General features: G+C 59.4%; 13 protein-coding genes. 4 read left to right on the top strand and 9 right to left on the bottom strand.

The features are described 5' to 3' along the window. Positions 1–2: 2 nt before the first annotated feature. From KEHDKFFH_RS06270 to KEHDKFFH_RS06260, 3 genes are all read right to left on the bottom strand, one after another. On the bottom strand, positions 3–695 hold the full coding sequence (locus KEHDKFFH_RS06270; protein WP_104321125.1) for a pseudouridine synthase: 693 nt from the start codon (positions 693–695) through the stop codon (positions 3–5). Between the two features lie 5 nt (positions 696–700). Next, complete coding sequence (locus KEHDKFFH_RS06265) at positions 701–1,729, bottom strand: metal-dependent hydrolase (RefSeq protein ID WP_104321124.1); 1,029 nt, start codon at positions 1,727–1,729, stop codon at positions 701–703. 62 nt (positions 1,730–1,791) lie between these two features. Further along, a complete protein-coding gene (locus KEHDKFFH_RS06260; protein WP_104321123.1) occupies positions 1,792–3,042 on the bottom strand; it encodes a lytic murein transglycosylase in 1,251 nt (416 codons plus the stop codon). Positions 3,043–3,271: 229 nt separating this feature from the next. Here KEHDKFFH_RS06260 and KEHDKFFH_RS06255 point away from each other — a divergent pair, with 229 nt between their 5' ends. Beyond that, the gene (locus KEHDKFFH_RS06255) at positions 3,272–4,150 is read left to right on the top strand and encodes a response regulator (protein ID WP_104321122.1); all 879 of its coding nucleotides are present in this window, start codon (positions 3,272–3,274) and stop codon (positions 4,148–4,150) included. Here the strand turns inward: KEHDKFFH_RS06255 and phoR are convergent. The 5 genes from phoR to KEHDKFFH_RS06230 form a co-directional block, all read right to left on the bottom strand. Then, entirely contained in the window at positions 4,147–5,466 is a 1,320-nt protein-coding gene (phoR, locus tag KEHDKFFH_RS06250; protein WP_104321121.1) for a phosphate regulon sensor histidine kinase PhoR, read from the bottom strand. The two genes, KEHDKFFH_RS06255 and phoR, sit on opposite strands and share 4 nt — an antisense overlap. A gap of 53 nt (positions 5,467–5,519) precedes the next feature. Further along, positions 5,520–6,212, bottom strand: coding sequence for a phosphate regulon transcriptional regulator PhoB (gene phoB, locus KEHDKFFH_RS06245; RefSeq protein ID WP_104321120.1), 693 nt, complete (start codon positions 6,210–6,212; stop codon positions 5,520–5,522). Between the two features lie 342 nt (positions 6,213–6,554). Further along, positions 6,555–7,442 (bottom strand): 4-hydroxybenzoate octaprenyltransferase, encoded by an 888-nt coding sequence (ubiA, locus tag KEHDKFFH_RS06240; RefSeq protein WP_104321119.1) that lies wholly within the window; start codon positions 7,440–7,442, stop codon positions 6,555–6,557. 69 nt (positions 7,443–7,511) lie between these two features. Next, entirely contained in the window at positions 7,512–8,090 is a 579-nt protein-coding gene (locus KEHDKFFH_RS06235; RefSeq protein ID WP_422385685.1) for a chorismate--pyruvate lyase family protein, read from the bottom strand. Then, a complete protein-coding gene (locus KEHDKFFH_RS06230; protein WP_104321117.1) occupies positions 8,056–8,613 on the bottom strand; it encodes a hypoxanthine-guanine phosphoribosyltransferase in 558 nt (185 codons plus the stop codon). The genes KEHDKFFH_RS06235 and KEHDKFFH_RS06230 overlap by 35 nt, the downstream gene beginning before the upstream one ends. A gap of 265 nt (positions 8,614–8,878) precedes the next feature. Here KEHDKFFH_RS06230 and KEHDKFFH_RS06225 point away from each other — a divergent pair, with 265 nt between their 5' ends. From KEHDKFFH_RS06225 to KEHDKFFH_RS06215, 3 genes are all read left to right on the top strand, one after another. Further along, positions 8,879–9,046, top strand: coding sequence for a rubredoxin (locus tag KEHDKFFH_RS06225; RefSeq protein WP_008173532.1), 168 nt, complete (start codon positions 8,879–8,881; stop codon positions 9,044–9,046). A 58-nt stretch (positions 9,047–9,104) separates the two neighbouring features. After that, positions 9,105–10,259, top strand: a complete 1,155-nt coding sequence (locus KEHDKFFH_RS06220) for an NAD(P)/FAD-dependent oxidoreductase (RefSeq protein ID WP_104321116.1) — start codon at positions 9,105–9,107, stop codon at positions 10,257–10,259. A 132-nt stretch (positions 10,260–10,391) separates the two neighbouring features. Further along, positions 10,392–11,249, top strand: coding sequence for an acyl-CoA thioesterase (locus KEHDKFFH_RS06215; RefSeq protein WP_092030536.1), 858 nt, complete (start codon positions 10,392–10,394; stop codon positions 11,247–11,249). Positions 11,250–11,253: 4 nt separating this feature from the next. On the opposite strand, the gene KEHDKFFH_RS06210 is transcribed toward KEHDKFFH_RS06215, so the two are convergent. Further along, entirely contained in the window at positions 11,254–13,812 is a 2,559-nt protein-coding gene (locus tag KEHDKFFH_RS06210) for an EAL domain-containing protein (RefSeq protein WP_104321115.1), read from the bottom strand. Positions 13,813–13,816: the final 4 nt, after the last annotated feature.

Genomic DNA, 13,816 nt, shown 5'->3' with positions numbered 1-13,816 from the left:
GCTCAGGCCAGGCTGTCTTTTTCCTGGCAGGTCAGTTCCCGGTATTCACCGGGTCTTAACGCTGTATCCAATTCAACCTGACCGATACGCAGTCGATGCAGCGCCTCGACGTGATTGCCAACCGCTGCCAGCATCCGCTTGACCTGATGGTATCGCCCCTCCGAAATCGTAAGCTCAATGATCCGCTCTTCCACAGCCCTCACCCGGGCCGGCCGAGTTGGCTTCGGGTCGTTGTGTAAATCCACCCCACGTTCCAGTTGTTGTGCCGCTGCGTCGGTCAGTGGTTCGCTCAGCGTTACCCGGTAGGTTTTGGGGCAATCAGTTCGCGGTGAGGTGACCCGGTGGGACCAATGGCCATCGGTGGTGAGCAACAGCAAACCGGTGGTGTCTGCGTCCAGGCGACCGGCAATGTGGAGGTTTCGGGTGATATCTGCAGGCAACAGATCCAGCGCCGTTGGGTGATTACTGTCGGTTGTCGCACTCACCACGCCAGCCGGCTTGTTCATCATCAGGTAGCGCTCGCCCGGCAGGTTCAGCAGGGTGCCCGACAAGGTCACCCGTTCCGAGCCGGCCAACTGGGTGTTGGCGCTTTTACAAGTTTGCTCATTAACCGTTACCTCCCCGCGGCTGATGGCCCGTTTGGCCTCCTTTCGGGAGAGCTCGGTACTGTTGGCAATAAACTGGTCCAGTCGCATGGTATTCAGCAGCGCTGTCCCGGTGCCGGCGAACTCAGGCTGGCCAGGCAGAGCACCGGGGTCTCTCCAGTCATCCGGGACCAGAGCAAAGCCAGTGCTTCGGTGTTCACATCGGGGCGCGGGGTCCGGAAGCTGGCTGTGGGATCAATGCCGCTGCCATTCCGGGTTGCCAGAACAAAGGTAAAAGGATGAGCGCCAGGGATGCCCAGCCGGATGTCGGTGGCCGTGATGCGGTCGCCGACCTGGTCGTAATCCAGGAAGCCCCGGGTAAACCATTCCAGGCGCTGGGCCTCGGGCAGGTCCGACACAGCCTTCGCCAGATCCGGGCGGCGTGGAAAATATTCAAGATTCAAGGGTGTATCACCGTCCAGGAAGCCGGTAACAATCTCTACCCGCTGATCACCCTGCAGAGCCGTGGCGCGCCACAGCAGGGTGTTGAATGGCATGGGTTGAACCAGCAGATCGGGGTTTTCAAGCCCGGCTTCTGCGAGTGCCGGTTGCACACGTTGGGTAATGACCTGTTGGGCCAGGACACTCCAGCCCAGGTACAGGGTGGACAGGGCCAGTCCCGCAAATATCGCTGATTTAGCCGGCGGCCGGGCCAAGAAAAACAGGCAACCGGCAAGCAGGGGCAGGGTATAGAGCGGATCGATTATAAAGATGCTGCTGATGGCCACGGGTGGCCCGATGGGCCAGAACAGCTGGGTGCCATAGGTGGTAAAGGCGTCCAGCAGCGGGTGGGTGATCAGGATCAGGCCGGTCAGGGCGAGCCATCGCTGGAAACCCAGTTGCGGTTTCCAGCGCCAGAGTAACCAGGCGAGGGCCACCGCAAGGGGTGCAAGAATGAACAGTGAGTGGCTGAACCCCCGGTGCTGGGTGAAATTGGCCACCGCTGTTCCGTAATCGATGACCACATCCAGGTCCGGCAATGTGCCCAGCACAGCGCCCGTCAGCAAAACCGAGCGGCCAAGGGCCTTGCCGGCGACGGCGCCGGCCAGGGAGGCGCCCAGGGCGGCCTGGGTTATGGAATCCATGTCAGATCAGTCTCGCGTCAGAATAGTTACCTGCAATAGTAGGCCGCCGGCTCTCTGGTGGATCACTGGCCTGCAGGTATCCCCAGCTGCGCCAGAACCGATTCACCAGGATAGCCATCGGCCACCAGGTTGTTGGCGGTCTGAAACTGCCGTATTGCCGACCGGGTTGCCGGGCCCATGATGCCATCGGGCTTGCCTGGCTCATACCCCCGTTGCTGAAGGGCTTGCTGCAGACTGATGATGTTGTCACGGGACAGTGCCGGGGCATCCTCGGGTGGCGGGTTCTGCAACGTTCCGGCGCCGGCAATCCGGTCTGCCAGGTGCCCAACCGCAATGGCGTAGAATTCGGAGCGGTTCCAGCCCATGATCACGCGGAAATTGTCGTAGGCGAGAAACGCCGGGCCTCGGTGTCCTGCAGGTACCACCAGGGCGGCATCAATCGGTTCACGGGCCAGCGCATTGCCAAAGGCATCCGTAATCCCCATTTTCCGCCATTCATCCAGTGGCAGGCGCCGCCCGTCCGCCAGGGAATAGTCGAAATTCTCGGGCAGAAGCACCTCGCGCCCCCAGCGATAGTCGCCGTTCCAGTTCATGGATTCCAGGAATCTGCCGGCAGACATCATGGCATCCGGCAGGCTGTTCCACAGATCCCTGCGACCATCTCCATCGGCATCGACAGCGTGTTTCAGGAAGACGGTGGGCATGAACTGGACGTGGCCCATGGCGCCGGCCCAGGAGCCTTCCATCTGGTCAGCCGCTATGGCGCCTTCATCAATGATGCGCAGGGCGGCGATCAGCTGCTCGGTAAAGAAGGTGCTGCGGCGGGGATCGCAGGCCAGGGTTGTCAGGGAGCTGGGTACCGGCATCTTGCCGAAATAGCTGCCAAAATTGGTTTCCAGGCCCCAGAAGGCCACCAGATAGGGTGCAGGTACGCCGGTTTCCCGGGTGACTCTGGCAAGTAGGCCCTGGTGTTCCTGCAGTAGTTCGCGGCCCTTGCTGACCCGGGCATCGTTGACCCGCCGGTTCAGGTAGTCGGCGAACGTAGTGGTGAACTCCGGTTGCCGACGGTCCAGTTCGATCACCCTTGCCAGATGCTGAACTCCGGACATCACCTCGCTGGCGGTCTTGCTGCTGACCCCGGCGGCAATGGCCTGGTCCTGAAGCCGGGCCTTGCACTCAGCAAACCCGGCCGGCTCAACCTCAGAGTTGTCCTGGGCGAGGGCCGGCAGGGATAGAAATGACAGAAAACCGGAGAAAAACAAGCCGCGGGTAAGGCCGCCGTGGCGAAGAATCCTTGCAGGTCGGGTCAGCACACAAAACCTCTATCAGGCTGATGGTGGTGGAATAGTCCTGGGCCCATGTTAGCGCGTTTTCCAGCCGGAGAAACACTGCTCGGGGCCCGGTGGAGTGACAATTCTTTAACCTCACGGTTCCCGGGAAATGGTGATTGTGGTCTTTTTGTTGCCGGCAGGTTCCTGGCGTGGGTGTTTGTTCTATAGTTGGACCATAGAAACGGGTTGTGGATAGGGGAAGGTCTGAACTATGGCAATGCTGAAAGCGCTGGTGGTGGATGACGCCAGCTTTGTACGTGATCTGGTCAAACGAACCGTGCGCCAGCGTTTTCCGGTGATCGAGACAACCGATGCCCAGAACGGTCGGCGAGCCCAGTCGCTGATGTCGCGAACCGCGTTTGACTTGATCCTGTGCGATTGGGAAATGCCCGAGATGTCGGGGCTGGAGTTGTTGCAGTGGATGCGCCAGCAGCCCCAGTACGAAAACGTACCCTTTATCATGATCACCAGCCGGGGTGACAAGGATCACGTGATTGAAGCGGTCAAGGGGGGCGTTTCCGAATACCTTGGCAAACCATTCAGCCCCGAGGGGCTGAGCAAGAAAATCATCAAGGTGATGGGCCGCAAACTGAAAGACGCCATGGATCGGAGCGGCAAGTCCATGGCCAGCCCTGCCGATGTCTTCAAGGAGTCGGCCAACCTGCTGACCCGTAAGCCGGAACCCATGGCGGATAACCCTGTCGCTTCAACCTCGTCGTCACCTTCACCGGCAGCCCCTGCGGCAACGCCCAAACAGGCCCCGTCCCGCGGTTCGATGAGTCTTGCATCAGTGCGCTTTGCGGAAAGCACCCTGAAATCGGTGGTCAAGGATATCAATCTCACTGAAGTGCGGGTGATTGCCAAGCGCGATCAGGTGTTTCCGGGGATTCTGGACCAGGCGGTGGTCGACATTGAGACAGGCGAAGGCCAGATGGCCCGCCTCAATGGCTACGTGCACCAGTTGCAGGCGGTGGACAAACGCCAGGACACCGATTTTGTCAGCGTCACCATCCGGTTTGTCGATGAAGACCCGAAAAAGCTTGAGGATTTGTCGCGGTTCGTCGCCCGTTTCCGGGCGGGGATGCGCTAGCTTTCCGCTTTCTCCGGGATGCGTTCGACCAGTCGTTCCCGGGGGAAATGGCAGATAAATTCACTGCCCTCGCCAATTCGGCTGCGAATCTCCAGGTTGCCATCGTGGTTGAGCAGCACGTGTTTGACGATTGCCAGGCCCAGACCGGTGCCGCCGGTGTCCTTGTGGCGGCTGGGATCGGCCCGGTAGAAGCGTTCCGTCAGGCGCGGTATATGGACCGGGTCGATGCCGATACCGGTGTCCTTCACCGACAGGTGGGCGCCTTCCCGGTTGGTGGACCAGGATACGCTGATCTGACCGTTTGCCGGCGTGTATTTCACCGCATTGAAGATCAGGTTCGAGAATGCGCTGCGCAGCTGGCTTTCGTCGCCTTTCAGCAGTCGATAATCGCCGATATGTACCGTAATCTCGTGCTGTTTTTCGCCACTGAGTGCCCGGGCGTCATGGCAGATCTGAGCCAGCAACTGGTCTACGTCCGTGAGCGTGTCGTTGACCGTCTGTTCCCCGGTTTCGATTCGTGACAGAAGGATCAGGTCGGTGATCAGGGCTTCCATCCGGGATGACTGGGCGGCCATGGTGTTGATCGCACGGCGCCACTTCGGTGGCAGGTCGGCGGCGTTGTCCACCAGGGTTTCGAGGTAGCCGCTGATGACCGTAAGGGGTGTTCGCATCTCGTGGGAAACATTACCGACAAAGTCCCGGCGCATCTGTTCTAGCTGGTACAGCCTGGTCACATCCTTGGCAACGATCAGGCGGTCGTCATCACCGAACAGGCTGATCTGGATCTGCAGGTGAATGTGGGGCTTGGCCGGCGAATGGATCTCAAGGGGTTCACGGTAATTCCGGGAGTCGAAGTAGGTCTTGAAGGCCGGGGTGCGGATCAGGTTGTGAATGTACTGGCCCTGGTCCGTGTTGCGCCGGAAACCGAGCAGGTACTCGGCGGAGCCGTTCCACCATTCCATGGCCCCACGGGAGTCGGTCATGATCACACCATCACGCATGGCATTGGTGGACTCTTGCACCCGGTTGATCTGGGCTCTTAACCGGTCCTGGGTTCTCAGGTGCGTCTGGTGCAGTTTGTGCAGGTTGTCGAAGATATCCCCCCAGAGCCCGATGCTCTGGGGTGCTTCGTCGGTGGCGCTCGGATTGGCCAGCCACTGGTAAAGGCGCCGGGCCTGAACCAGAGTCCACCAGAGGTAGACAATCAGCCCGAAGGTCAGGCCGTAGACAGGTTCACCGAAATAAAGGCCAACCAGGGTGGAGCCAATCAGGCCACCGATAATGTAGCGCAGGTATCGTGACCAGTTGTGCTGCATCAAAAACTGCCTTGTGTCCGTTCCGGGGCTGATGCTCAGCTGGCCGGAGTTACTTACGCGGCTCTGGTCGAGAAGCGGTAGCCGGTTCCCCGTACCGTCTGGATCAGGTGGTCGTAGTTGTCGCCGAGAGCCTTGCGGAGTCGGCGGATATGAACATCGACTGTTCTTTCCTCAACATAGACGTTGCCGCCCCAGACCTGGTCCAGAAGCTGGGAGCGAGTATATACCCGTTCCTGGTGCGTCATGAAGAACTGAAGCAGTCGGTACTCGGTGGGACCCATGGTGAGGGCTCCCTCCTGGGTGGTGACTCGATGACCCACCGGGTCCAGAGTCAGACCTTCCACTTCAATCGGGCTGTCCACGCCCGGCGGCGTCGCGCGCCGCAGGACCGCTTTCAGGCGGGCAACCAGCTCCCGTGGGCTGAAGGGTTTGGTGATGTAATCGTCGGCACCAACCTCCAGACCCTGGATCTTGTTGTCTTCCTCAACCTTGGCGGTGAGCATGATAATGGGAATGTCGGCGGTCGCTTCCTCTTTTTTCAGGCGACGAGCCAGCTCCACGCCACTGGTGCCGGGCAGCATCCAGTCGAGGAGCACGAGATCCGGGTGTTTGTCGACAATCAGGGCATGGGCTTCCCGGGCGTCCGCTGCCTCCAGATAGTCATAATCCGCCATTTCGAGAGCCACGGCGATCATCTCGCGGATCGGGGCCTCGTCATCGACGATCAGGACAGTTTTTCCAGTCATGAGCTATTAACCTGTGTCAGACCTTGGTTTGTTGCCAGTGTCCCGCCTGGCTACTTTCTTAAGCTACTGCTCACCTCTGAGGGTTCTGAACTAGGCGCCAGTCTGCAGGTGTGGTGGTTCCACATCAAAGACTGGTAACGCGGGCTCAGAGCCCTCAGAGGTGAGCCCTTCGGGAGCTTTTGAAAAGCCGAATAGCGTTGTTGTGCTGTCTCGATTTGGAACCACCAAACCTTCATCAGCACGCCTAGCTCTTCGGCTTTTCAGAAGCTCAGTAGCTTAAGAAAGTAGCCAGGCGGGACACCGCTCATTACAACGCCCAAGTGTTACAAGTATATGACAGGTTCAGCTGACCATAAGATCAATTACAAGGCCGGCAAAAACGGCAAAGCCGGCCCAGTTGTTATTGAGAAACGCCTTGAAGCAGCCCTCACGTTCCCGTTCCCGTGCCAGATACTGGTGGTAAACGAACAGGCAGGCCATGGCCACGACGCCCAGGTAATAGAATGTGCCCAGTTCGGCACGATGGCCCACCATGATCAGGATCAGAACCACCATGCCCTGGAGCATGCCAATGATCGCCTTATCGGCGTCGCCGAACAGGATGGCCGTGGACTTGATGCCTACTTTCAGGTCGTCGTCCCTATCCACCATGGCATACAGGGTGTCGTAGGCAACGGTCCAGAGGACGTTGGCCGTGAACAGGAGCCAGGTGAGCTGGCTCAGTTCGCCCGCTTCCGCCGCCCAGGCCATGGGGATGGCCCAGGAAAAGGCCGCGCCCAGGAACAGCTGCGGCAGATGGGTGTAACGCTTCATGAACGGGTAAATAAACGCCAGCAACGCACCGCCGAAGGACAGGTACAGGGTCAGGGGGTTGGTGAAAAGAACGACCATCAGGAAGGAAACCAGACACAGGCCGGCGAACAGCGCTACCGCTTCCCAGGGTTTTACCCGGCCGGCGGTGAGCGGGCGATCCTTGGTGCGTTTGACATGCTTGTCCCAGTCGCGGTCGGCAAAATCGTTGATGGCACAGCCGGCAGCGCGCATGAAGAAGACACCCAGGGTGAATATAATCACATTGCCAAGCCCGGGGCTGCCGTCGCCCGCCAGCCAGAGGGCCCAGTAGGTCGGCCACAGCAGGAGCAGGGTTCCGATTGGCCGGTCGATTCTGAGCAGGCTGGCATAATCGGCCAGCCGGCGCTGGATAGGTTCTGGCACAGCGTCAGGCAGCATGGCGTGCGTCCGTCTGGTGTTTTTCGAATTGAATAAGTGCAGGGATTATAGCCAGTCGCAGGAGGCTGGTTAAAGCGTGTTCCGCTGAAACAGTGCTGGCAGCAGGTATTCGCCAACCAGCAGGGAGCTGTTGTGGCCACTGAACAGGGAGCGTCTTGCCAGTTCTGGCTGGCCGGGTATGCCCGGTTTGCAGAGGCCGGTTTCCAACGGGCCCCGTTGCCAGTGGGGGCTGGTGAAGAGATAGGCGCCCAAAGGCCGGTTGCCCAGGTGCAACAGCCGTCGTCCCTCGCCTTCCAGGCACCTCAGGGGAATGACCGTTCTGGCCAACACCCAGGGCTGGTTGTCACCACAGAGGCAGACTTCCCGTATCCAGGCGTTCTGGCGGTGAGGAATGTGCAGGCGCCGGGCCTCTTCCTGTGTCGGCGTTGCAAAACCCTCACGGCGGACCTCGACGTGAAAGGAGTGGCTGCACTGTTTTTGCAGCGCGCGGGTAAACGAGCCCTCCACCTGCAGCCAGTAACGGGCCGGCCCGTGAACCTCGGGGTTCCGAAGGCCGGCAGCCGTCAGTGATTGGTACCAGCCCGTCGGGGGTATGCTCAGACGACTTTCGATGTCAGAGACCCTTGACCGCATAGATGCCAGGCGCATTGCGCCAGTAGCCCTTGTAGTCCATGCCGTAGCCGAACAGGAAGCGGTCCTCCACTTCCAGGCCAGTGAAGTCGGCCTTCAGATCCCGGCGGGCTTTACGGTCATGTTGCTTGTCGACCAGAACTGCCGTCAGTACCTCACTGGCACCGTGGGCACGGCAGTAGTCGGCGATGGCGCACAGGGTAGTGCCCTCATCGAGAATGTCATCGACAATCAGGATGGTGCGGCCGTTCATATCGGCCTCGGGCTGGAGCTTCCACTCAAGGATGCCACCGGTGGTCTCCTGACGGTATCGGGTGGCGTGCAGGTATTCGGCCTGGACCGGAAACCGGAGCCGGGGTAGCAACTGTCCGGTAAGGATCAGCCCGCCGTTCATTACGCAGAATAACAGGGGATTACTGTCTTTCAGTCGGGCGGTAATATCGTCGGCCAGGTTGCCGATTGCAGTCTGTACCTGCTGTTCATCGACCAGGCAGTCGGCTTCGGCCATTACCTGGTTCATTTCGGCGACGGTATCGGTCATATCGGTCGGTCCTGTCGTAAAACGGGCGATTATACCGGAGAGGGGCGGCAGAAGGGAGGGGCGGCTCCTGTTGTCAGATCTGTAATTGTGGCTATTGGCAGAAAACCCCGAATGGGTCCGTCGGCATTGGCATTGGTCAATTCGGGAGCGATGGGTATGATGGCCTGATTCGACAGTTGTTCGTATCTGTAATGCGAACAAAACACTTGCGTGCATTATTGTCTGACAATTAATATTGCGCCCGGATGATATTGGGAGAAAACCTATGAAGAAGTGGCAGTGCGTGGTTTGCGGTCTGATTTACGATGAAGCCGAAGGCTGGCCCGAGGACGGCATTGAGCCGGGAACCAAGTGGGAAGACGTTCCGGAAGACTGGGTCTGCCCGGATTGTGGTGTCGGCAAGGAAGACTTCGAGATGATCGAGATCGGCTGATATTACCTGGCACGGCAGGTGAATCCCGCCAAGGTTTGTTAAATACAGGAACGCGGTTATGACTGAACAGGCCCCCATCATTATCGTTGGCACCGGTTTGTCCGGCTATTCGCTGGCACGGGAAATCCGTAAACAGGACACGGACACCCCGGTTCTGATGGTGACCGCCGACGACGGCGTGAGTTACTCCAAGCCCATGTTGTCCACCGGCTTCACCAAGGGAAAGGATGCCGACGGGCTGGCCCAGGGCGGGACCGACGCCATGGCGGAGCAGTTGAATGTCCGGATCCGGACCTTTGCCACAGTTACCGGCATTGATGCCGACGCCCACGAACTGATTCTCGGTGATGAGCGACTTGCCTACAGCAAGCTGGTCCTGGCCTGGGGCGCCGATGTGATCCGGCTCGGCCTCGACGGTGATGGTCAGGAGCATGTGTTCTCGATCAATGACCTGATGGATTACCGCGCCTTCCGGGAGGCCCTGGGCGAGGGCAAGCGGGTGGCGATCATGGGGGCCGGTCTGATTGGTTGTGAGTTTGCCAACGACCTTCGCAACGGCGGTTACGAGGTTGACGTGATTGCACCCTCCGAGGGTGTGATGCCCGGATTGCTGCCCGAGGCTGCGGCCAATGCCGTCCAGCAGGAGCTGGAGAGTCTGGGGGTAGGTTTTCATCTTGGAACCGTGGTTGACCGTGTCGACCACAAGGGAAATGGCGTCAGCCTGACCCTTGCCAATGGCGAAATACTGGATGCGGATCTGGTATTGTCTGCCGTTGGCTTGCGTCCGAGGACCGATCTGGCCCGGGCTGGCGGGCTTGAGACGGCCAGGGGCATCGTGGTCAATCGGGCTCTGGAGACCTCGGCGCCGGATGTCTACGCACTCGGTGACTGCGCCGAAGTAGACGGTCACGTCCTGCTTTATGTGTTGCCGCTGATGGCCTGTTCCCGGGCGCTTGCCAAAACGTTGCTCGGTGAGCGCACCGAAGTGAGCTATGGCACTATGCCGGTGATGATCAAGACGCCCTGTTGTCCCACGGCGGTTTGCCCACCACCGTCCGAAGCCGAGGGCAGCTGGGAGGTTGAGCAGGATGGCACCAACGTCAAGGCGCTGTTCAAGAGCCCCGGGGGCGATGTCCTGGGGTTTGCGGTAACCGGCAGCTTTGCCATGGAAAAGCAGGCCCTGTCCAGGGAAGTGCCGCCGATACACGGCTGACGCTCCTTACCATTCCACAGCCCCGGTTCCACGGGGCTGTTTTGTCACTGCCGGCGACGGCTTTTCATTGCGAAATTTCGCCGCTTGCGGTAGAAAACTCCTTCGTGTGCTAACGAAATCACAGGAGCAGGCATGCTTGAGGTAACCAAGAAACTGGTGGAGTTGCTGGATCTCTCGCCCATCGGTGACGACCATTTTCAGGGTGACAGCGAGGATCTGGGCTTTCCCAACGTGTTTGGCGGGCAGGTTCTTGGCCAGGCGTTGATGGCCGCCAGTCGAACCGTTGAAGGGCGCCTCTGTCATTCCCTCCATGCCTACTTTCTGCGCCCGGGCAATCAGGATATGCCCATCGACTACGAGGTCCAGCGCGTTCGCGACGGTGGCAGTTTCTCGGTGCGTCGGGTGATTGCCCGCCAGGATGGCAAGGAAATCCTGACCGGCTCCATGTCGTTCCAGGTGGCCGAGGAAGGTTTCGAGCATCAGCTGACCATGCCGGATGCGCCGGACCCGGAAACGCTTCGCTCGGAACAGGAATGGGGCCAACTTCTGGCGCCCCAGGTGCCGGAAAAAATGCGGCCGATCCTGACCCGGGACCGCCCTATCGAGATCCGGCCGGTAAACCCGGTCAATCCCCTGAAGCCGGAGAAGCGCCCGCCCCACAAGCAGAGCTGGTTTCGTGCCCAGGGGCACCTGCCGGACGATCCTGTGCTTCACCGCTGCCTACTGACTTACGCATCGGACTTCCAGTTTCTCGGTACTTCCCTGAACCCGCACGGCCTGACGTTCATGAGCAAGGGGTTGCAGGTGGCCAGCCTGGACCATGCCATCTGGTTCCACCGGGATTTCCGCATGGACGAATGGCTGCTTTACGACAAGGACAGCCCCAGCGCTTCGGCCGGGCGGGGTTTCAATCGCGGCAATTTCTTCAACCAGGACGGTGTGCTGGTGGCATCCACCACCCAGGAAGCCCTGATTCGTCAGAGGTCCTAGGCGGCTACCCCAGCTTGCGCTGGTCCGGTTGCTGATGGTTCCGGTCCAGCCAGTCCATCAGTTCATCGAACGGCAGCGGCGGTGTCAGCAGGAAACCCTGGATCATGTCGCAGCCCATGTCCCTGAGCAGATTGGCGGTGACTTCATCTTCCACACCCTCGGCCACCACCTGATAGCCCAGGCTGTGGCACATATCAATGGTAGTCTGCACAATCACCCGGTCTTCTGCCTCGGTGATCAGCTCGGTAACCAGTGAGCGATCAATCTTGACCTCGCTCGCAGGTAGCTGCTTGATGTAGGACAGTGAGGAATAGCCGGAGCCAAAGTCATCAATCGATACGGGAATGCCGGTGGCGCTGAGTGATTTCAGCGCCCGCAGGGAGTTGGCCGGGTCCTGCATCATGGAGGTTTCCGTTACCTCAAAAATAATCGAACCCTGATGGCTGTGGTAGCTGTTCATCAGACGCTGGACAAAGATGGGAAAGTCCGGTTCCCGCAGATTGTTGGGCGAAATATTGATGGATACGTTCAGGGGCCAGCCGCGTTCCAGCAGCCGTGAGCGCAGCTCCATTGATTGCTCAAGTACCCATCGGGTCAGCGGTTTGATCAGCCCGGTTTGTTCCGCAAGACTGACAATCTCATCGGCGCGGACCGGTTTCGCCCGGCCGGGCCACCGAATCAAGACTTCAACGCCGACTATCCGGTCTGTTTTCAGGCTCTGCTTGGGCTGCATGAACAGCACAAGCTCGTTGGTGTCCAGGGCGTGTCGCAGCTCCGAAACCAGGGTCAGCCGGTCCGCACTGTAGGAGTCTTTCATGGACTTGTAATAGGCAATGCCCCGCTCACGCGCCGAATCCGAGCCCTCGGCGATCACTGCTCGGCGTATCAGGGTATTGGCATCGGTGCCATGGTCCGGAAAAATTGCCACCCCAAGCCTTGGGTCCAGGGGAATCTGCATGCCCAGATAGTCGATCGGGTACCGTATGCCTTCCAGGGCCTTGAGAATGGCCCTGGGCACGGAGCCTGTGGCATCGGCGTCGACGATAAACGCGAAGGTCTGAGGATCCAGTGATGCCAGGTAGAAATCCCGCTGGTCACTCTGCTCCACGGGCATGGCGCCCGGCAGTTCCCGCGCCACGGCATTGTAGTGCTTGGACGCCAGTTCCAGAATCCGGTCACTGTTGCGGTGCCCGAGGGTTTTGGTGACCGACTGCAGGTTGTTCAGGTGGATAATGGCAACGCCATAGCGTCGCTCGGGGCTGCGCAGCATCAGGTCGTTCAGCATCATCTCAAGGCTGCCGCGATTGGGAAGTCCGGTGAGGGGATTGTGCAGCGCATGATCCATCAGTTTTAACTCTGCCGACCTCCTTGCCGCCAGGGCCTTCAGTTCTGCTTCCCGGGCGTCCACTTTGTCCTGCCGTTCCTGGTAGAGCCGTGCCGCTAACGCCAGCGTGAGCAGAATGGCTTCCAGTGCCGATCCGATCTGCATGCCGTAGGTGGTGACAAAATTGTTGGGCAGCAGGCCGTATTTATTGGCCGCGGTAATGGCACTGCCCAACGTCAGTGCCGCCCAGGCCACCGTGTAATAGCCGGCCTGTGGGTTTCCCTTCCACCATTGGACTGGACCCAGGACAGTGAGCAGCAGGCAGCTGGGTATTGCCAGGGCTACGGTCAGTCGACTGCCGGTGCTGTAATCGAGAAAGAACGTCATCAAGGCAACCACGGCATTCAGTGAAATCATGAATAGCACGAGCCGATTCAGGACAGGGCCTGTGTGCGTCAGTTTCAGGAATGAGCGGGAGAACATCAGTGTGAACAGCAGGGAAAAAGGTACAGCTAGCAACATGATCTGGTTTTGCAGAGCAGGACTGTTCGGCCAAAGAAACTGAAATGTGGCACCGTTCAGGCTGCCTATCAGCAATAGATAGCCCAGTGTCGAGAGCACATAGAGCAGGTACACCGGCTCTCGGAGAGCGGCGAAGATAAACAGGTTGAAGAAAATGACCGTGATCAGGATGCCGTAGTAGACCGCGTGCATCTGGTCTTCAGTGGATGAATGCTCGAAAAAAGTCTGGGCGTTCCAGAGTCGAACCGGAATCTGCATGGCTCCCTCGGTGTGCACCTCCAGCAGAATCTGGTACTCGCTGGCGATGCTCTGTTCGAAGGGGAACAGGAAATGCCGGTGCAGAATAGGCCGCTGATCGAAGGGTACATGGTCCCCGGTCACTATGCGTCGGGCAATGCGCCCGTTTTCCAGCAGATGGAAGGTGAGTTTGTCCAGTTGTGAGTAGCGGACTTCCAGCAGATTGATAGCGGCAGGGTGGGCCACCGGAAACCGAAGCCAGACGGTATCCCGGATGTAACCGAAATTCGGGCTTTCTTCCTCGAGGGTTTGCCAGTCACTGGAGGCAAGGGCTTCACTGGCTGTCAGGTTTTCATCCGGGGCGGCGCGCAGATACTCGATCTGCGGTACATAGGAATCCTCAGCCCCCAGTGATGGGGCAGCCAGACCCGATAACAGCAGCAGTGTTATCAGTAAACGAAGCCAGAAAGTGGATGCCACGTCG

It is taken from the genome of Marinobacter maroccanus, assembly GCF_002933275.1.
In the GTDB taxonomy this organism is placed as follows: Bacteria; Pseudomonadota; Gammaproteobacteria; order Pseudomonadales; family Oleiphilaceae; genus Marinobacter; species Marinobacter maroccanus.
The sequence above is the reverse complement of the archived record's forward strand: the minus strand, read 5'-3'. Positions and strand labels throughout refer to the sequence as shown.